14 protein-coding genes are annotated in these 18,770 nt (G+C 61.7%); 4 read left to right on the top strand and 10 right to left on the bottom strand.

All coding sequences use genetic code 11. From position 1 onward, the window contains the following. Window positions 1-9 precede the first annotated feature (9 nt). Entirely contained in the window at window positions 10-1,260 is a 1,251-nt protein-coding gene (locus R1T44_RS03830) for a sarcosine oxidase subunit beta family protein (protein ID WP_043333139.1), read from the bottom strand. A 153-nt stretch (window positions 1,261-1,413) separates the two neighbouring features. Then, complete coding sequence (gene glyA / locus R1T44_RS03825) at window positions 1,414-2,724, bottom strand: serine hydroxymethyltransferase (RefSeq protein WP_043333140.1); 1,311 nt, start codon at window positions 2,722-2,724, stop codon at window positions 1,414-1,416. A 372-nt stretch (window positions 2,725-3,096) separates the two neighbouring features. On the opposite strand from glyA, the gene R1T44_RS03820 reads away from it, so the two are divergent. Continuing rightward, on the top strand, window positions 3,097-3,987 hold the full coding sequence (locus tag R1T44_RS03820) for an AEC family transporter (protein ID WP_317292596.1): 891 nt from the start codon (window positions 3,097-3,099) through the stop codon (window positions 3,985-3,987). Window positions 3,988-4,546: 559 nt separating this feature from the next. Here R1T44_RS03820 and nhaC read toward each other — a convergent pair. After that, a complete protein-coding gene (nhaC, locus tag R1T44_RS03815) occupies window positions 4,547-6,079 on the bottom strand; it encodes a Na+/H+ antiporter NhaC (protein WP_317292595.1) in 1,533 nt (510 codons plus the stop codon). Window positions 6,080-6,277: 198 nt separating this feature from the next. Then, the gene (locus R1T44_RS03810; protein WP_279835331.1) at window positions 6,278-7,387 is read right to left on the bottom strand and encodes a hybrid-cluster NAD(P)-dependent oxidoreductase; all 1,110 of its coding nucleotides are present in this window, start codon (window positions 7,385-7,387) and stop codon (window positions 6,278-6,280) included. Window positions 7,388-8,006: 619 nt separating this feature from the next. Here R1T44_RS03810 and R1T44_RS03805 point away from each other — a divergent pair. Next, entirely contained in the window at window positions 8,007-9,290 is a 1,284-nt protein-coding gene (locus R1T44_RS03805; protein ID WP_279835329.1) for an aromatic ring-hydroxylating oxygenase subunit alpha, read from the top strand. Window positions 9,291-9,429: 139 nt separating this feature from the next. On the opposite strand, the gene cyoE is transcribed toward R1T44_RS03805, so the two are convergent. From cyoE to cyoA, 5 genes are read right to left on the bottom strand one after another with little or no spacing between them, the layout of a single operon-like run. After that, the gene (gene cyoE, locus R1T44_RS03800) at window positions 9,430-10,284 is read right to left on the bottom strand and encodes a heme o synthase (RefSeq protein ID WP_043333143.1); all 855 of its coding nucleotides are present in this window, start codon (window positions 10,282-10,284) and stop codon (window positions 9,430-9,432) included. A 13-nt stretch (window positions 10,285-10,297) separates the two neighbouring features. Continuing rightward, window positions 10,298-10,627, bottom strand: a complete 330-nt coding sequence (gene cyoD / locus R1T44_RS03795; protein ID WP_043333144.1) for a cytochrome o ubiquinol oxidase subunit IV — start codon at window positions 10,625-10,627, stop codon at window positions 10,298-10,300. Further along, complete coding sequence (cyoC, locus tag R1T44_RS03790; protein ID WP_378080002.1) at window positions 10,624-11,235, bottom strand: cytochrome o ubiquinol oxidase subunit III; 612 nt, start codon at window positions 11,233-11,235, stop codon at window positions 10,624-10,626. The genes cyoD and cyoC overlap by 4 nt, the downstream gene beginning before the upstream one ends. A 17-nt stretch (window positions 11,236-11,252) precedes the next feature. Beyond that, window positions 11,253-13,262 carry a cytochrome o ubiquinol oxidase subunit I gene (gene cyoB, locus R1T44_RS03785; protein ID WP_279835327.1) on the bottom strand — a complete coding sequence of 670 codons (2,010 nt, stop codon included), beginning with the start codon at window positions 13,260-13,262 and terminating at the stop codon, window positions 11,253-11,255. A gap of 3 nt (window positions 13,263-13,265) precedes the next feature. After that, on the bottom strand, window positions 13,266-14,234 hold the full coding sequence (gene cyoA, locus R1T44_RS03780; RefSeq protein WP_082388205.1) for a ubiquinol oxidase subunit II: 969 nt from the start codon (window positions 14,232-14,234) through the stop codon (window positions 13,266-13,268). Window positions 14,235-15,778: 1,544 nt separating this feature from the next. On the opposite strand from cyoA, the gene R1T44_RS03775 reads away from it, so the two are divergent. Further along, window positions 15,779-16,408, top strand: coding sequence for a flavin reductase family protein (locus tag R1T44_RS03775; RefSeq protein ID WP_052384477.1), 630 nt, complete (start codon window positions 15,779-15,781; stop codon window positions 16,406-16,408). 232 nt (window positions 16,409-16,640) lie between these two features. After that, window positions 16,641-18,221, top strand: coding sequence for a BCCT family transporter (locus R1T44_RS03770; RefSeq protein ID WP_043333147.1), 1,581 nt, complete (start codon window positions 16,641-16,643; stop codon window positions 18,219-18,221). Between the two features lie 127 nt (window positions 18,222-18,348). On the opposite strand, the gene R1T44_RS03765 is transcribed toward R1T44_RS03770, so the two are convergent. Then, window positions 18,349-18,588, bottom strand: a complete 240-nt coding sequence (locus R1T44_RS03765; RefSeq protein ID WP_043333148.1) for a hypothetical protein — start codon at window positions 18,586-18,588, stop codon at window positions 18,349-18,351. Window positions 18,589-18,770 lie beyond the last annotated feature (182 nt).

Genomic DNA, 18,770 nt, shown 5'->3' with positions numbered 1-18,770 from the left:
ACGGCAGGTTCAGTGCGCGACGCCAGCGGCGCCGTGTTCGTCGATCAGCTTGCCCGTGTTGAAACGGTCATAGGAGAAGGGCTCTGCCAGCGGATGGGTGCGCCCCTTGGCCAGTGTCCAGGCAAAGACGTTGCCGGATCCCGGCGTGGCCTTGAAGCCACCGGTACCCCAACCGCAGTTGAAATAGAGCCCCTTCACGGGCGTCTTGGAAATGATCGGACAGGCGTCCGGGCAGGTGTCGACGATGCCGCCCCACTGACGGTTCATGCGTACCCGCGAGAAGATCGGGAACATCTCGACGATGGCCTGCAGGGTGTGCTCGATGGTCGGGTAGCTGCCACGCTGGCCATAGCCCACGTAGCCGTCGATGCCGGCACCGATGACCAGGTCGCCCTTGTCCGACTGGCTGACATAGCCGTGGACGTGGTTGGACATCACCACGGTGTCGAGAATCGGCTTGAGCGGCTCGGAGACCAGCGCCTGCAGCGGGTGGGATTCCAGCGGCAGACGGAAGCCGGCCTTCTCGGCCATCACCCCGGAGTTGCCTGCGGTGACCACTCCGACACGCTTGGCACCGATGAAGCCGCGCGAGGTTTCCACCCCGACGATGGCGCCATCCTGCTTGCGGAAGCCGGTGACCTCGGTCTGCTGGATCAGGTCGACGCCGAGGCTGTCGGCGCCACGCGCGAAGCCCCAGGCCACGGCGTCGTGACGCGCCACGCCACCGCGCGGCTGCCAGGAAGCACCGAGAATCGGGTAGCGTGCGCGGCTCGAGCAGTCCATCGCCGGTACCAGTTCCTGCACCTGCTGAGCGTCCAGCACTTCGCCATCGATGCCCTGGAGACGGTTGGCATTCACGCGGCGCTGGATGTCACGCATGTCCTGCAGGGTGTGGCCCAGGTTGAGCACGCCACGCTGGGAGAACATCACGTTGTAGTTGAGATCCTGGGACAGGCCTTCCCACAGCTTCATGGAATGCTCGTAGAGCGCCGCCGCCTCGTCCCACAGATAGTTGGAGCGCACCAGGGTGGTGTTGCGCGCGGTGTTGCCGCCGCCCAGCCAGCCCTTCTCGATCACCGCGACATTGGTGATGCCGTGCTCCTTGGCCAGATAGTAGGCCGTGGCCAGACCATGCCCGCCGCCACCGACGATGACGACGTCGTATTCCTTCTTGGGTTCTGGGCTACGCCAGACCTTCTGCCAGTTCTCATGGTGGCTGAGCGCATGCTTGACCAGCCCGAATCCCGAGTAACGCTGCATTTGCCACCCTCCTCACATCTTTGCCACCGCAAGCGCTGTCCGGTGCTCTCGCCCGAGTGATGTCTGTTGTTGTCACCCGAGTGATGTCTCTGCGCTTGCGGCATGTGTCGTTGTTATCGTTGTCTCTCGCCAGCGCCTTGTTCAGGCAAGCGTTCAGGCAAGCGCGGCGGGGTCGGTCACGCTGTTCGATGCATAGACCGGGAAGCGTGCACAGACTTCCTCGACCTTGCCACGCACCTCGGCTTCCACCTTGGCGCTCTCGCCGGTGGACAGCGCGTCGAGCAGATCACAGATCCAGCCGGCCAGTGCCTCGCATTCCGCCTCGCCGAAGCCGCGCGTGGTGGCGGCCGGAGTGCCGATGCGCAGCCCGGACGTCACGAAGGGACTCTGCGGATCATTCGGCACGCTGTTCTTGTTGACGGTGATATGGGCGCGGCCCAGTGAGGCATCCGCGTCCTTGCCGGTCACGCCCTGACGGATCAGCGAGACGAGGAACAGGTGGTCATCGGTACCGCCGGAAACCACGTCATAGCCGCGCGCCATGAAGACCTCGGCCATCACGCGGGCATTGGCGATCACGCGGGCCTGATAGCTGACGAAGTCCTGGCTCATCGCTTCCTTGAAGGCCGCGGCCTTGGCGGCGATGACGTGCATCAGCGGACCGCCCTGCTGGCCGGGGAAGACGGCGCCATTGAGCTTCTTGTGCAGCGCTTCATCGCCGGTGGCGGAGAGAATCAGGCCACCGCGCGGGCCGCGCAGCGTCTTGTGCGTGGTGGTGGTGACGACATGGGCGTAGGGCAGCGGGCTCGGGTAGTGACCCGCCGCGACCAGACCGGCCACGTGGGCCATGTCGACCATCAGCCAGGCGCCGATCTCGTCGGCGATATCGCGGAAGCGACGCCAGTTGACCACCCGCGAGTAGGCGGAGAAGCCGGCGATGATCATCTTCGGCTTGTGCTCGCGCGCCAGACGCTCCATTTCCTCGTAGTCCAGCTCGCCGCTTTCGGTCAGGCCGTACTGGATGGCGTTGTAGTGCTTGCCGGAGAAGTTGGGTGCCGCACCGTGGGTCAGGTGGCCGCCATGCGCCAGGCTCATGCCGAGGATGGTGTCGCCCGGCGAGACGAGTGCCATGAACACGGCCGCGTTGGCCTGGGCGCCGGAGTGCGGCTGCACGTTGGCGTAGTCACAGCCGAACAGCGCACAGGCGCGCTCGATGGCCAGCGTCTCGACCTTGTCGACGAATTCGCAGCCGCCGTAGTAGCGCTTGCCCGGATAGCCTTCGGCGTACTTGTTGGTCAGCTGGCTGCCCTGAGCCTCCATCACCAGCGGGCTTGCATAGTTCTCGGAGGCGATCAGCTCGATATGCGCTTCCTGACGCGCTGTCTCTTCGAGGATGGCCTCGGCCAGTGCAGGGTCGAGTCTGGCCAGTCGGTCATCACGGGTGTAGCCATGTTGCTGAGACATTGCGCGCCTCCGGTAAGCGGATCGTTGTTGTTGGAGTGGGTCGATGAAGGGTGATCAGTGATCGTCTGTTCGCTCAAATCCTGTCGAGTCAGCCGGCGCCAAGGCCTTGAGTGGCTGTCTTGACCCGATACTAGCCCTGCCCCCCTGCGGCAAACTGCTTGTCAGCGTCACCCCGCAGCGCGAATGCGACATCGGCAGGCAAAAGCGACATCCCGATGGCTCGCACAGAGCTGCTGCGAATAGTGGCTGCCCGCCACTGGCGCTACACCGAAGCCCCTGCGGGCAGGTATGCTAGACACCGATATCGTGCGATCAGGCGCCGGATGACGACTGATCCATGCAAGCGCGCGCCTGAGGAAGGGAGTTGAGAATATGCTGATGGAATTGCTGGCGGTGATGGCACCGGTACTGTGTGGCGCCGCCATCGGCTTCTTCTGGGTCAGGCTGGGCAACGACTACCCGATGGCCTTCGTCACCCGGCTGGTGCTCTACATCGGCACGCCGGCGCTGATCCTCAATGCGCTGGGCAGCGCCGAGATCGACAACTCGAGCTTCCTGCGTACGGGCCTGGCGACGCTGTCCGTGATGGCACTGCTGCTGGCGCTGAGCTGGCCCTTCGCGCGCCTGATAGGCAAACCCTGGAAGGTTGCGGTGGCGCCGTTGCTGTTCTCCAACGTCGGCAACATGGGCCTGCCCGTCTCGCTCTACGCCTTCGGCCAGGCCGGCTTCGCCTACGCCATCACCATCATGGTCACCATGTCGCTGCTGCAGTTCACCCTCGGCGCCTGGCTTGCCAGCACCAGCGGCAACCCGCTGCGCAGCGTGGTGCGCTCGCCGACCATCTGGGCCAGCATCGTCGCCACCCTCATGCTGCTCTGCGATGTGCACATGCCGCGCTTCGTCACCAACAGCCTGGAGCTGATCTCCGGCTTCACCGTGCCGCTGATGCTGATCACCCTGGGCGTGTCGCTGGCCAGCATTCGCGTCAAGAATCTGGCGGCGGGCGTGGGCTTCAGTGTCCTGCGCATTCCCTTTGCCGCCCTATGTGCCTGGGGGATCGGCACCCTGCTGGACCTGCCTCCGCTGGCGCTGCACGTGTTGACCATGCAGATGGCCATGCCGGTGGCGGTCTACAACTACATGTTCGCCCAGAAGGCCGGGCGTGAGCCGGAGTACGTGGCTACGCTGGTGTTCTGCTCGACGCTCGCCGCCTTCCTCTATCTGCCCATGCTGCTGGCGGCGATGGGGGCGACACTGGGCTGAACCGACGGAAGCTGCCCGAGCCTTTCCGCTGTGAATGACAGGCACAAAAAAACCACGCGAGCCTGAGCTTGCGTGGTCGTGTGACACCTTCCTGCGGAAACTGCCGTGCCGTGAAGAAGACGGTATTGCACCATCCCGATATTGAGCAGCACGGCGCTTCCTGTTGCGACGATCAGCCTTGTAGTCCTGCTGGCACCCGCTCCCGGCCTGGAGGTGGCGCACTGTTCCCCTGTGTCATCATTGCCCTTTTGACCAAACCCGTGACTGGAGTGGCAGTCGTGGACCTGACGTGAACGCTCTCCGCTCTCGACCCGCAGCTGAAGGTGGCATGCAGCCCAACGGGGCCTTGTGCTTATGGCACCAGGGCGAACCCTGGCATGGCCTGGCGGGACTTCCCGCAGAGCCCCCTGCACTGCATGCGCTCATTCACGTGGCAACATCTGAAGGGTAGCCCCGAAGTCGTCTGCACCTCCAGATGGTTTGTGCCGTCTTCCTGCGCGAGTCGACTTGCTCATGAACCTGAGCATGAAGTCTTAGAGCACTCATGCCGAGTAGACTGTCAGCGCACCTCGGGCGCGGCGGCTTGCAGTCCCGCCAGGCCCTCGGCCTGCTGCTGACGTAGCTGGGCCAGCGTTGTCACGGCATGTCCCCTGGCTTGCCATTCGGCGCGCTCATCATCATCGGCCCGAATGATGAAGCGTCCAAGCAGGGTGTAGAGCAGCCCCAGCAACGGTGACAGCCAGCAGGCGAAGGCCAGCGGAATGTAGAGCAGCCCCTCCATGCCCGCACCACCGGCCATCAGCCCCAGTGAACTGACCACCACCGCGCCGCCGGCATTCCAGGGAATCAGCGGCGAGATCAGGGTGCCGCCCTCTTCCAGTGAGCGCGACAGGTTGAGCGTCGAATATCCCTCACCCCGATAGATCGGCGCGTACATGCGCCCCGGCAGGGCAATCGAAAGGTAGGGGTCGCCCGCGATGACATTGGTCAGCGCCGCCGTGGAACTGGCCGCGACCTGCAGACCGAAGATACCGCGCACCTTGACCAGCACCGCGGCGCACAGCACCTCCAGACAGCCGATCACCTCCAGCATCCCCCCGAAGGCCAGTGCGATCATCACCAGCAGGATGACCCAGGCCATCGACATGATGCCGCCGCGATTGAGCAGGCTGTCGATCTCGCTCACGCCGGTGCTCAAGGCGTAGCCGCCCTGCATATAGCCGAACAGCGCCTTGACCGCCTCGCCCTGTACGCCGAATGCCACGACCGCTCCGGCTAGCACCCCGACGAACAGCGCCGGGAGTGCCGGCATGCGCGCAACGGCCAGCGTCATCACCAGCAGCGGCGGCATCAGCACCCACAGATTGAAGGTGAAGTGTCCGGAAAGCCCTTCGGTGATGGCGGTGATGCGCTCGAGATCCAGCACCTGACCGGCGGCGAGCAGGTTGCCGGCGATCAGGTAGATCACCAGCGCGATCAGCATGGCGGGAATGGTGGTCGGCATCATGTTGCGGATGTGCGCGAACAGATTCACGCCCGTCACCGCCGGCGCCAGATTGGTGGTATCCGACAGCGGCGAGACCTTGTCACCGAAGAAGGCGCCGGACACCACCGCACCGGCGGTCCACCACGGCGGAATGCCGAAGCCGGCCCCGATGCCCATCAGCGCAAGCCCCACCGTGCCCACGGTGCCCCAGCTGGTACCCAGCGCTACCGAGACCACCGCGCACAGCAGCATGGCCGCCGCCAGGAAGTATTCCGGCGAGACCAGCTTGAGTCCGTAGTAGATGATCATCGGTACGCTGCCGGAGGCGATCCACACCCCGACCGTCATGCCGACCAGAATCAGGATCGCGATGGAAGGCAGGCCGACACGCACGATGCGCATCATGCCCTCTTCCATCGCCGACCAGCCGTGGCCCAGCTTCCAGCCGATCAGCGCCGTGATGGCGACACCGCATACCAGCGGTACATGCGGAGTGAACTCGCCGAACACGAACAGTTGCAATGCAAGAACGGCCAGGGTGGCCACGATAGGCAGGCAGGCCATCTTGAGCGATGGCCGTAGTGGGGTCTTCACGTCCCGAGTCATGTCTTGCTCCATTAGTTAGTTGTACTTTTTGTACCCCTAACGCTAATGGGACCCGGGAAGTCGCGGCTGACTGGCTGCGTCATCCAACCGCGCGAATGCGACATGTCCTCTCATTTAGCCAGCGCATTTATCCAGCGCCTGCGCCCGCCCGTGAATATCGCTCGCGAAAGCCAGCAGGGCGGGAGGCCAGGTTGTGGATCAGTAATCGATCACCACATCGCCATTGGGCACGCTGCAGCAAGACAGGATGAAGCCTTCGGCGACGTCTTCATCGGTGATGCCGCCGTTGTGTTCCATCTCGACCTCGCCCGAGACCTTCTGCACCCGGCAGGTGCCGCAGATGCCCATGCCGCAGGCCTTGGGAATATGCAGACCGAGCTTGGCGGCGGCGGCGTGGACGGTCTCGCCCGGGGCGATCTGCACCGACTTGCCGGTGGCGGAGAACTCGACCCGCGTGAGATCGGAGCGGTCCAGCTCATCGGCCAGCACCTCGGCCTGTTCGGCCTGCACGATGGCCTCTTCCTCGACATCGACCGGCGTGGCACCGAAGGATTCCTCGTGATAGCGGCTCATGTCGAAGCCGTGGCTGCGCAGCAGATGCTTGACCGCATTCATGTAGGGCGTGGGGCCACAGCAGAAGATCTCGCGCTCCATGAAGTCCGGCGCGATCATCTCGAGCATCGCGTCGGTGAGATAGCCGCGATAGCCGGACCAGGTCTGGCCGGTCTCGAAGCGCTCGCAGATGACGTGCATGTTGAACTCCGGCACGCGGGAATCCATGAACTCGAGCTGACGCCAGAAGATGATGTCGCGCGGGCTGCGCGCACTGTGTACAAAGGAGATGTCCACGTTGGCATTGGTATCGAAGTACCAGCGCGCCATCGACATCAAGGGCGTGATGCCCACGCCACCGGACAGCATCAGAATGCGTTCCGCCGGGTAGTCGATGCAGTTGAAGTTGCCGACCGGGCCGTGCACCGCCAGCACATCGCCTTCATTGAGGTTGTCGTGCAGCCAGTTGGAGACCAGGCCGCCCGGCACGCGCTTGACGGTGATCGAGAAGCTGTAGGGCACCGACGGTGAGCTGGAGATGGTGTAGGAGCGCATGATCTGCTGGGCATCGATCTCGAGCTCCAGGGTCACGAACTGCCCCGGCTTGAAGAAGAACATCACCGGCTGTTCGGCCATGAAACAGAAGGTGCGAACGTCCCAGGTTTCCTGAATGACCTTCACGCAGCGCACGCTATGTCGACCGTTGGTCCAGGTCTGTGTCGTAACCGGATTGAAGTTGCTGAGAGTGGTGCTCATGAAGGCCTCGCTGGGCATGTTGTTCTTGGAGACATGTTCTTGAAGAGACAGTGTCAGGCCACCCTGCGCTGCGTGCGCGGCCAACGGTGGGACATGCTCAGGATTGTCGAGTCAGCGCCCGGCAAGCATTTATCCGTGCACGACAGAAACATGCCCGATCGCTCCAATCCCTCCCCCGCAGCGCCCTGCCCCCGCCTCATCGCTGCGCCTGTCTGTGTCTCAAAGCCCCTGCGCAGACGACCGGCGTCGGAAATACATCATTGAGCGTCGCCATCAGACATAAGTCGCGACTTGACCTCAGCCACACTGCGCTCCATGCGTGGCAATGCCACTCAGACGTCATGCGGGCTGCCTGAACTTCCACGCTGACTATCCTGTCGAGCGAGCGGCACTCTGCCTGCGCCGCCCTCGACACCCGAACCGACCAGGACGGGACGACGCACCGCGCGATGCATCGGCACTCCCTCATGGGGCCCCGATGTCGCCCCGCGGTGCTGCCCGGCAATGGTCTGTTCACTCGTTCCCTCTGTCCCGGCTTCACAACAACAATGATCAGCACACTCACTCAACCCAAGGCGACCCTGCTCCCGGCGCCTACCGACCGTGCGAGGACACCGCGATGAGCGACTTACTGGAACACGCTCAGGATCAGCAGCGTCAGGCGGTACGCGAGGCCGCCGCGCGGCTTCTAGAGGCCCGCAGTCCCGGCTACACCCTGCCCCAGCCCTTCTACAATGATCAGCGCCTGTTCGATCTCGACATGAAGGAGATCTTCGAGCGCGAGTGGCTGTTTGCCGGTCTCAGCAGCGAGATCCCGCTCAAGGGCAACTTCATGACCATGGATGTAGGCAACAGTCCGATCATCATCGTGCGCGGTGACAACGGGGCCATCCATGCCTTCCATAACGTCTGTCGCCATCGCGGGTCTCGCCTGTGCAGCACCGAGCGTGGCAAGGTCGCCAAGCTGGTGTGCGGCTATCACAAGTGGACCTATGAGCTGGATGGTCGCCTGCTGTTCGCCGGTTCTGACATGGGTACCACCTTCGATACCAGTGAATACGGCCTGCACCCCGTCCACGTGCGCTCAGCCGGCGGCATGCTGTTCATCAACCTCGCCGAGCAGCCCGAGAACTGCGAGCCGTTCTTCAAGACGCTGGAGTTCTACCTCAAGCCCTACGACATGGAGAACGTCAAGGTCGCGGCCAGCTCCTCCATCATCGAGGAAGGCAACTGGAAGCTGGTGATCGAGAACAATCGCGAGTGCTATCACTGCGATGGCTCCCACCCGGAGCTGCTCAACAGCCTGCAGGAATTCGATGACACCGATGACCCGCGTGCCACCGATGCCTACAAGGCGCTGGTCGCGAAGAAGCAGGCCGACTGGGATGCCGAGAAGGTGCCCTATCAACTGGTGCGCTTCGGTCGCCGCAATCGCATGACGCGCACGCCGCTGCTGGAAGGCACCGTCTCGATGACCACGGACGGCACCCCGGCGTGCAAGAAGCTGCTGGGTCGCCTGCAAAGCCCCGACATGGGCTCGCTGCGCATCCTCAACCTGCCCAACTCCTGGAACCACTTCATGGGCGATCACGCCGTGGTCTTCCAGGTCGACCCGATCGGCCCCCTCAAGACCCGCGTGACCACCAAATGGCTGGTGCACAAGGACGCGGTGGAAGGTGTCGACTACGACCTGGCGAAGCTGCGCAAGGTGTGGGACGCCACCAATGATCAGGACCGTCAGCTGGTGGAAGAGAACCAGCGCGGCGTCAACTCCAGCGCCTATCAGCCCGGCCCCTACTCGGCGACCTTCGAGTTCGGTGTCGTCGACTTCGTCGACTGGTATGCCGAGCGCATGCAGGAAGCGCTCAAGGAACAGCAGGAGCCGCATCTGCAGCTGGCCTGAGGGCTTGAGTCCTCGAAACCTGAGGCTCTGAAAGACAGGCAAGAAAAAACCCGCCACCGGCAAGCCGGTGGCGGGTTTTTTTGGCTTTCACCCGGGCAACACGCCGAAGGCGGGTCACCCGAGAGGTACTACGGCTGGATTACAGCTGCGTGTCCAGACTCATCATCAGGCTGAGCGCCATGACGATGATGATGGAGAAGCCGAACAGCTTGCGTGCCCAGGAGGCATCAGGCTGATCCTTGAGGCGCCAGGCGGCCAGATACAGCCACCAGCCACCCGTGACGGTCGCGACTACCAGATACCAGATGCCGGTATATCCCCACAGTGTCAGCAACAGCGACACCGGGATGAAGCCGGCAATGTACCCCGTCACTACACGCTTGGCATGCTCCATGCCTCGCGCTACCGGGAGTACCGGAATATTGGCGGCCCGATAGTCATCGACACGAAACATGGCAATCGCATAGGAATGCGGCATCTGCCACATGCTGAAGATGATCAACAGCAGCAGCGCCCCCATGTCCGCCTGACCGGTGACGGCCAGGTAGCCGACCACTGGCGGCGCAGCGCCGGACAGTGAGCCGATGAGGGTGCCATACACCGAGCCACGCTTGAGCCACATGCTGTAGGCCCCGACGTAGATCACGAAGCCCAGCCCCACGGCGATCATCGCCATGAGATTGGTCATCGCGGCCAGAAGCCAGAAGCCCGCAAGGCCCAGCACGCTGCCGAAGACGAAGGCCCCCTTCAGCGAGATGTCGCCCTGCACCAGAGCACGGCCCTGGGTACGTGCCATGTGGCGGTCGATATCGCGATCGATGCAGTTGTTGAACACACAGCCTGAGGCCACGATCAACGCCACCCCGACCAGGGTGGCGATGAACAGCGCCCAATCCACCTCACCACCGGAAGCGAGAAAGAAGCCGCCGCTGACGGTGATCAGGTTGCCGAAGATAATGCCCGGCTTGGTGGTACGCAGGTAGTCCTTGATCATCAGGCTCACGCTATCAGATGGGCATCATGTTCTGATTCAGCTCGATCATGATCCATATGGAACCACCAACGACGATTGCCACGATCACCACGGTGAACAGCATGGCCATGACATTCCAGCTCTGCTCCTTGGAGCCGTCCAAGTGCAGGAAGAAGTACAGCTGCACGAAGACCTGAGCGATGGCGAAACCGTAGATGGCCCAGATCACGCCGACACCCGGATCATCCATCATCATCACCATCCCGAACGGGATGATGGTCAGGATGATGGAGAGAATCAGACCGGTCACGTACTGCTTGACGCTGCCGTGATTGTCGTTGTGGTCGTTGTTGGAATGGCTCATAGCATCACTCCTGTGAGATAGACGACGGTGAAGACGCAGATCCAGATGACGTCCAGGAAGTGCCAGAACAGGCTGAGCATCATCAGACGACCGCGATGCACTTCCGTCAGACCTTTCTTCTTGACCTGGAAGATCAGCAGCGCCATCCAGATCAGACCGACGGTCACGTGCAGACCGTGGGTGCCGACCAGGGTGAAGAAGGCAGACAGGAACGCGGACTTGTCCGGACCCTGGCCGTTCACGATCAGGTGGTAGAACTCATAGATTTCCATCGCGATGAAGCCTGCGCCACAGGCGAAGGTGATCATCAGCCACTTGATCACCGCGGAGCTGTCTCCGCGGTTCATGCCCAGCATCGCCAGGCCGTAGGTGAAGCTCGAGGCCAGCAGCAGCGCGGTCTCGACCAGCACGAAGTTCAGCTCGAAGATCTCGGCGCCCGTCGGGCCACCGGCATAGGCCTGGCTCAGTACCACGTAGACCGCGAACAGCATCGCGAACAGGATGCAGTCGCTCAGCAGATAGAGCCAGAAACCGAAGACCTTCAGGCCGTTGGTATCGTGATGCTCGTGATCGTCATGGGCGTCATGCGCCCCATCGTGAGATGTCATTGCATTATTCGCCATGATTACCCCTGAACCACTGTGTCGTTAGGTGTGCGGGCGCTGGGCAGGGCGCGACGCTCGCGACCCTCACGCTCGACACGCTCCACTTCCTCGACGGACACGTAGTAGTCGATGTCGTAGTTGAAGGAGCGCACGATGAAGGTAGCGATCATGCCGACCAGCCCGACCACGGCCATCCACCAGATGTGCCAGATCAGTGCGAAACCGAACACCAGGCTGAAGGCGGAGATGATGACGCCAGCAGCGGCGTTGCGCGGCATGTGGATCGGCGCATAAGGCTTCTTGGCCTCCTGCTCGATGCCACGTTCCTTCATTTCCCAGAACTCGTCGAGCTCGGAAACCTGCGGCTCGTGAGCGAAGTTGTAGAACGGTGCCGGTGAAGTGGTGCTCCACTCCAGGGTACGACCGCCCCAGATATCGCCAGTGGTGTCCTGCAGCTGCTTGCGGTTCTTGATGCTGACCGCGATCTGGATCACGGTGCACGCGATACCGATCAGGATCAGGACAGCACCGATGAAGGCGACGACCAGGTACGGCACCCACAGCGGGTTGTCGACGTGCTGCAGACGACGGGTCATGCCCATGAAGCCGAGGATGTACAGCGGCATGAAGGCGAGGTAGAAGCCAGTGATCCAGAACCAGAAGGAACGCTTGCCCCACTTCTCGCACAGCATGAAGCCGGTCGCTTTCGGGAACCAGTAGGTAATACCGGCCATCGCACCGAAGACCACGCCGCCGATGATGACGTTGTGGAAGTGGGCGATCAGGAACAGCGAGTTGTGCAGTACGTAGTTGGCGCCCGGAACGGCCAGCAGAACGCCGGTCATGCCACCGATGGTGAAGGTGACGATGAAGCCCAGGGTCCACAGCACCGGAGAGGTCATTTCGACACGACCACGGTACATGGTGAACAGCCAGTTGAAGATCTTCACACCTGTCGGGATCGAGATGATCATCGTCGCGATACCGAAGAAGGCGTTCACGTCAGCGCCGGCACCCATGGTGAAGTAGTGGTGCAGCCAGACGATGAACGACAGGACGGTGATGACGAGAGTCGCCCACACCAGCGAGGTGTAACCGAACAGCTTCTTCTTGGAGAAGGTGGCGATGACTTCGGAGAACACACCGAAGACCGGCAGCACCAGGATGTACACCTCAGGATGGCCCCAGGCCCAGATGAGGTTGACGTACATCATCATGTTTCCACCAAGGTCATTGGTGAAGAAGTGGAAGTCGAGGTAGCGATCGAGCGTCAGCATCGCGATGGTAGCGGTCAGAATCGGGAAGGCCGCGACGATCAGGACGTTGGCGCACAGTGCGGTCCAGGTGAAGACCGGCATCTTCATCAGGGACATGCCCGGCGCACGCATCTTGAGGATGGTGGCGATGAAGTTGACACCTGTCAGCAGGGTACCGACACCGGAGATCTGCAATGACCAGATCCAGTAATCCACCCCGACCCCGGGGCTGTAATTGGCCCCCGACAACGGCGGATAGGCCAGCCAGCCAGTCTTGGCGAACTCACCCAGACCCAGAGAGATGTTGACCAGCAGCGCGCCGACCACGAACAGCCAGAAGCTGAGCGAGTTCAGGAACGGGAAGGCCACGTCACGTGCGCCGATCTGCAGCGGCACGACAACGTTGATCAGACCGATGACCAGCGGCATCGCCACGAAGAAGATCATGATCACGCCGTGGGCAGTGAAGATCTGGTCGTAGTGATCCGGGGGCAGATAGCCCTGACCACCACTGGACGCCAGCATCTGCTGGGAACGCATCATAATCGCATCGGAGAAACCACGGATCAGCATCACCAACGCGACGATGATGTACATCATGCCGATCTTCTTGTGATCGACAGAGGTGAACCACTCATTCCACAGGTAGGCCCACTTTTTCTTTACCGTGATGAAGCCGACAAGGGCTGCACCACCGAGGATTACCGCCGCAAGCACGATCATGATGATCGGCTCGTGATACGGAACAGCCTCTATTGTGAGTTTTCCAAGCATTGCTTATTCCTCGGTTGCCATCGCAGATTCAGCGTGACCAGAAGCGTCATGATCGGACATGCCGTGTTCGGCGCTGTCGTGATGCATTCCACCCTTCTTCATGTGGCGCATCTGATCATCGCTCATGCCCAGCTCCATGCCGTCCATGTAGGGCGCCATGATCTGCTCATACAGGTTCGGCTTGACCTGACCATAGAAGGTCGGGGCAACGTCCTCGCTCGGCTCCTTGAGAGCGGCAAGACCAGCGTCATCCAGCACCTTGCTGCTGCCGCGTGCCTTCTCGATCCAGGCGTCGAAGTCGCCTTCGCTCATGACATGCGCCTTGAAGTGCATGTCGGCGAAGCCGGCGCCGCTATAGCTGGCAGAGATACCGTCGTAGGTACCCACTTCACTGCCGATCAGGTGCAGACGGTTTTCCATCCCCGCCATTGCATAGATCTGGCTACCGAGCTGCGGGACGAAGAACGAGTTCATCACCGTGTCGGATGTGATGTGGAAGCGAACCTGACGATCCACCGGCATGGCCAGTTCATTGACCGTCGCGATGCCCTGCTCCGGATAGATGAACAACCACTTCCAGTCCATGGACACGACCTGCACCTCGATCGGCTCACCGCCGTCGACGATCTCGGCACGCGGGTCCAGCTCGTGCGTGCTCTTCCAGGTCAGGATGCCCAGAGCGAGGATGATCAGGCACGGAATGCCCCAGACCACGATCTCGATCTTGGTGGAATGCGCCCAGTTGGGCGTGTAGGTCGCCTTGCTCTGCTTGGTATCGCGATAGCGCCAGGCGAACCACAGCGTCATGAAGATGACCGGGATAACAACCACGAGCATCAGGTAGGTAGCAGTCAGGATCAGCGACTTTTCGGATTCACCGATAGGCCCCTTGGGATCGAAGAGTACGGCGTCACAGCCGGACAGCATCAATAATCCCGCGAGGATAGGGAGTCCCCGCAGAGCCCCCCGCATTAGGCTTTTTCTCATCTCACGACCTCGTTGGAACACGCCATGGCGTCATGACGAGCCCACATGTGGAACACAGCGTTCGAAGAAATGACCAACAGGAAGCCGTCGATCTTTCGAACGAAATCAGAAGATTTCCCGCAGGCGGGCACAGGATAGAGAAAAGACAGGGGGGCTGACTACGGGGCAGGATGACGCACCAGGGGCCACATGCGGATGACTTCGGCCATCCGGTGCGCGCCAATCATGCCTTGAGCGGCATGAGTTCTCTCACGCTCGAGGGAGGTTAAGGCAGCGGGATCGGGTGGCGAAGCCGACACTCACGGCAATGATGTCGCGACAGTGCATGCCTTGCAGGGCCAGACAGCTCGTCATTCACCGGCCTTCTCCGCGATGCCAGCCCCCCTGCCCTGCTTGATGATGCCCGTGAGAATCACGACCTTGTCGCGTCACAATTCAGTGCATCCCCACAGATGTCCTCGCCATCGGCGCACCAGGTGGCGTCGAAGCAACCACTACCGCCACACGATACTGCGCAACAAAAACCCAATAAATGGCCACTGCTTGAAATTAAATGCCAAAAATTGTACCGATAAGCCTTTCAAAAGTTGCTGAAGTACTCCCCCAACCCGGGCGAGAGAGGCATTTTCCCGACATGATACTTGTATGAGGCCGGCGTTCATTGACGAGAAAACATGCATCATTATCGATCATTACCTGACAGGTAAATGCACCATGATGCGTCTCACATGATGCTGGCATTCCCGATCAACAGGGGACACTTTTTCGCAACCTTGGCATGCCATTCTCATGATCAATGCCGAACCAAATGGCCTGATGAGTGTCATTTTCCGTCATTCATTTACGCGGACTCACCACCTTTCCGCCAGATGACGCCCAGCCTTCCATCATAAAAAATACACAAATAAACACACCTCAGAAACCTTCTGGTTACCAATTTTGCACAAAAATCCGGTTTCCCGCCCCCATTGTGTGACTTGAGTCAGACAAGGAATGAACTCGACCGCGGCGTCAGGAACAACATCCTCGAAAAAGGTCAAGACCTGCGACAATTGACCACACCAAAAATAGGGACAATGATCTGGGAGAATTTCCCGGGACCTTTTCCACGCCCAGCGGCCACACAGGTCTCTCTTCACCAGCACCACCGGCCTGAGGTCAGGCGCGATTCGCGTTCCCCATCAGCGATGATTCGCGGCCGCCACTCGCCGCGACGGCCAGATTCTCGAGCTCTCGGTCTAGCGGTCTCTTGGCTTGCCGGGTCTCTTGGCTTGCCGGGTCTCTTGGCTTGCCGGGTCTCTTGGCTTGCCGGGTCTCTTGGCTTGCCGGGTCTCTTGGCTTATCGGGCTCTGGGCCTGGCGGGCTCACACTCTCTCCAATGTCAGGGCCGTGCGACATGCTGCCTGAGCGGGTCGAGAGCCATGCCCTGAAACGCCCGCTTTGCGATGACAGCTCTGCGATGACAGCTCTACAGCTACAGCTCTGCAATGACAGCTCTACAACAACAGCCCTGCAACGAGAGCCCTACCATGACTGCCTCCTCGACCACGCATTCCCTCATCGCCGCCGACCAGCTTCCCGCAGGCATCCTCTATCGCCTGTTCTCGGGCAGCATCGCGCCCCGGCCGATCGCCTGGGTCTCGACCATCGATGCGGCAGGCAACACCAACCTCGCGCCCTTCTCGTTCTTCACCATCGCCAGCATCAATCCGCCGGTGCTCGCCTTCAGCCCGCTGCGCAATGGCGAAGGCAAGACCAAGGACACCCTCAACAACCTCGGGCAGGTCGCGGAATGCGTCATTCACATCGGTGGCGAGGCGATGAGCGAGGCGCTCAATCTCACCAGCGCCAGTCTCGCCGCCGACGAGGATGAGTTCACCCACGCGGGCCTGAACAAGGTGGCCATGCCGCCGCTTGCGGTCCCGCGCGTGGAGGGCGCCCCGATCGCCTTCGGCTGTCGACTGCGCGACATCATCTCGTTCGGTGATCAGCCGCTGGCCGGTTCACTGGTGCTGGCCGAGGTGGTGGTGATGCATGCCGACGCAGCGGTCTGGGATGGGCGGCATGTCGACAATGAGGTGCTGCGTGCCATCGGGCGCATGGCCGGCAGTGACTATGCACGCACGGATAGCCTGTTCAGTTTACAGCGCCCCGAATGACTTTCCGGCACGGATAGGAAATCCATAAACCTTAATACAATCAATGCCTTTCAGCGCACGACAAGGATGGCTCAAGGTTTGACGCCACCACCTGCAACTGGCAGAAAGGCGCATGTTGCACAAGGCTTCAGACCAAGGTCTGAACGCTTCCACCAGGCGGGACAAGGTCCCTCATTCTGACTCGAGATGCCCACAGGAGCGGCTATCGAAAGAAAACATACGAGGTAACTCCATGTCATCGAATCCGTATGTGACGGATTACCAGATCGGTCAGGACAATGTTCAGCGACTCGGGCTGGATGTCCACAAGCCGGTCTTCACCATCAGTGCGCTGCTGATCGTAGGCTTCATCCTGTTCACGCTGCTGATGCCCGAGTCGGCCGAGTCGGCACTGGGCGGCGCCAAGGCATGGTCCATCACCCATGGTGATTGGCTGTTCATGCTCTCCAGCAACTTCTTCATCCTGTTCTGCCTACTGCTGGTCCTGCACCCGGTCAGCCGCCTGCGTCTGGGCGGACGCGACGCCAAGCCGGAATTCAGCCGGATGGCCTGGTTCGCGATGCTGTTCGCGGCCGGCATGGGCACCGGCCTGATGTTCTGGGGGGTCGCCGAGCCAGTGGCGTACTACACCGACTGGTCCGGCACGCCACTGAACGCACCACCGCGTACGCCGGAAGGCGCAACGGCGGCACTCTCGGCCACCGTCTTCCACTATGGGCTTCACCCGTGGGCCATGTATGCCGTGATCGGCCTGTCGCTGGCCTTCTTCGCCTACAACAAGGGCCTGCCGCTGACGCTGCGCTCGGTGTTCTACCCCTTGCTGGGTGAACGTGTATGGGGCTGGAGCGGCCATATCATCGATATCGTCGCGGTGCTCGCCACCCTGTTCGGCCTTGCCACCTCTCTGGGGCTGGGCGCGGCACAGGCGGCCTCGGGGCTGGACCATCTGTTCGGCATCGGCGATGGGCTGGTCAGTCAGATCGGCGTGATCGTGGCGGTCACGCTCGCGGCCATCTACTCGGTGAGTCGCGGCCTGGATGGCGGCGTCAAACGCCTCTCCAATCTCAACATGATGCTGGCCGCGCTGCTGGTGGTGTTCCTGTTCATCGTCGGCCCGACCATGGACATCATCACCGGACTCGGCACCACCAGCGTCGGCTATCTGGAATATCTGCTGCCGCTCTCCAACTGGATCGATCGCCCCGACGAAGGCTGGTTCCATAGCTGGACCATCTTCTACTGGGCCTGGTGGATTTCCTGGTCGCCGTTCGTCGGCATGTTCATCGCGCGTATCTCGCGCGGACGCAGCGTGCGCGAATTCGTCACCGCCGTGCTGGTGGTACCGACCCTGGTCACCATCGTGTGGATGACCGTCTTCGGCGGCACCGCACTGGAAGAGGCACGAGCCGCCGGCAGCGAGCTGGCCCAGGGCATCGACACTCCCTCGATGGCCATGTTCCAGATGTTCGACAGCCTGCCGCTGTCCTCCATCACCTCCTGCGTCGCCATCGTGCTGGTGCTGGTGTTCTTTGTGACCTCCTCCGACTCCGGCTCGCTGGTGATCGATTCCATCACCGCCGGTGGCAAGCAGGATGCTCCGACGCGCCAGCGCATCTTCTGGGCAGCGGCCGGCGGCCTGATCGCCTGTGCCCTGCTGTATGGCGGCGGCAGCACCGCACTGAGTGCGCTGCAGGCGGGCGCCATCTCCACGGGACTGCCCTTCACGGTGGTGCTGCTGGTGATGTGCTTCTCGCTGTTCCGCGGTCTGCGCTGGGAGAAGCGCGAATACGATCGCGCCAACGCAGCGACCTGAGCCACTGCGCGCAGTGAAAAGAGGCGAGTGAGCACCCACGCAAAAGGGCCTGTCAGTCGACAGGCCCTTTTGTTCATCTGGCAATCAGTGTCAGCGCGCGGCGCGCAATCTTTCAGGAGTGCCGCGCCTAGCGCAGTCCCGGCAGCAGATACTTGTCCAGCGCCTGGCGCACCGACGGCAGCAGGATATCGGAGTGCATCACCAGCTCGCGCACCAGTTCCTGCAGGCCCGGCACGCCCACCTCGGCATGCTTTCTGAGTGCCATGCGCGCGCAGGTATCCGCGCAGGCATGCTCGGAAATCTGCACGCCCAGCGCCACCAGCCGCTCACGAAAGTCTTCGTGATCAATCAGCTCCACGATCATCATCGTCATTCTCCTTGCTCGCTGACGGCGGGCATTGTCATTGGTATTGACCCACTCTGTTCTGAGCATAGCCTTTCTGAGGATAGCCGAAATGCACGACGGGCTGTCTCCGACATTCTGGTCAGACCGGGGCGCCCTCTGCGTGCCTGCCCACGCCACTGGCGTAGGCATTTGCGTCAGGCGCG

Origin of the sequence: Cobetia amphilecti (assembly GCF_032923285.1) — a bacterium.
GTDB lineage: Bacteria > Pseudomonadota > Gammaproteobacteria > Pseudomonadales > Halomonadaceae > Cobetia > Cobetia amphilecti.
Note: the sequence above shows the minus strand (reverse complement) of the source record. Positions and strands in the feature narration are given on the sequence as shown.

What these genes read in the sequence shown, in the direction of transcription:
- cyoC (WP_378080002.1), bottom strand. Translation starts at nt 11,235, where the DNA reads ATGACATCTCACGATGGGGCGCATGACGCCCATGACGATCACGAGCAT.
- nhaC (WP_317292595.1), bottom strand. Translation starts at nt 6,079, where the DNA reads ATGACTCGGGACGTGAAGACCCCACTACGGCCATCGCTCAAGATGGCC.
- cyoA (WP_082388205.1), bottom strand. Translation starts at nt 14,234, where the DNA reads ATGCGGGGGGCTCTGCGGGGACTCCCTATCCTCGCGGGATTATTGATG.
- R1T44_RS03765 (WP_043333148.1), bottom strand. Translation starts at nt 18,588, where the DNA reads ATGATGATCGTGGAGCTGATTGATCACGAAGACTTTCGTGAGCGGCTG.
- R1T44_RS03805 (WP_279835329.1), top strand. Translation starts at nt 8,007, where the DNA reads ATGAGCGACTTACTGGAACACGCTCAGGATCAGCAGCGTCAGGCGGTA.
- R1T44_RS03770 (WP_043333147.1), top strand. Translation starts at nt 16,641, where the DNA reads ATGTCATCGAATCCGTATGTGACGGATTACCAGATCGGTCAGGACAAT.
- glyA (WP_043333140.1), bottom strand. Translation starts at nt 2,724, where the DNA reads ATGTCTCAGCAACATGGCTACACCCGTGATGACCGACTGGCCAGACTC.
- cyoE (WP_043333143.1), bottom strand. Translation starts at nt 10,284, where the DNA reads ATGATCAAGGACTACCTGCGTACCACCAAGCCGGGCATTATCTTCGGC.
- cyoD (WP_043333144.1), bottom strand. Translation starts at nt 10,627, where the DNA reads ATGAGCCATTCCAACAACGACCACAACGACAATCACGGCAGCGTCAAG.
- R1T44_RS03830 (WP_043333139.1), bottom strand. Translation starts at nt 1,260, where the DNA reads ATGCAGCGTTACTCGGGATTCGGGCTGGTCAAGCATGCGCTCAGCCAC.
- R1T44_RS03820 (WP_317292596.1), top strand. Translation starts at nt 3,097, where the DNA reads ATGCTGATGGAATTGCTGGCGGTGATGGCACCGGTACTGTGTGGCGCC.
- R1T44_RS03775 (WP_052384477.1), top strand. Translation starts at nt 15,779, where the DNA reads ATGACTGCCTCCTCGACCACGCATTCCCTCATCGCCGCCGACCAGCTT.
- cyoB (WP_279835327.1), bottom strand. Translation starts at nt 13,262, where the DNA reads ATGCTTGGAAAACTCACAATAGAGGCTGTTCCGTATCACGAGCCGATC.
- R1T44_RS03810 (WP_279835331.1), bottom strand. Translation starts at nt 7,387, where the DNA reads ATGAGCACCACTCTCAGCAACTTCAATCCGGTTACGACACAGACCTGG.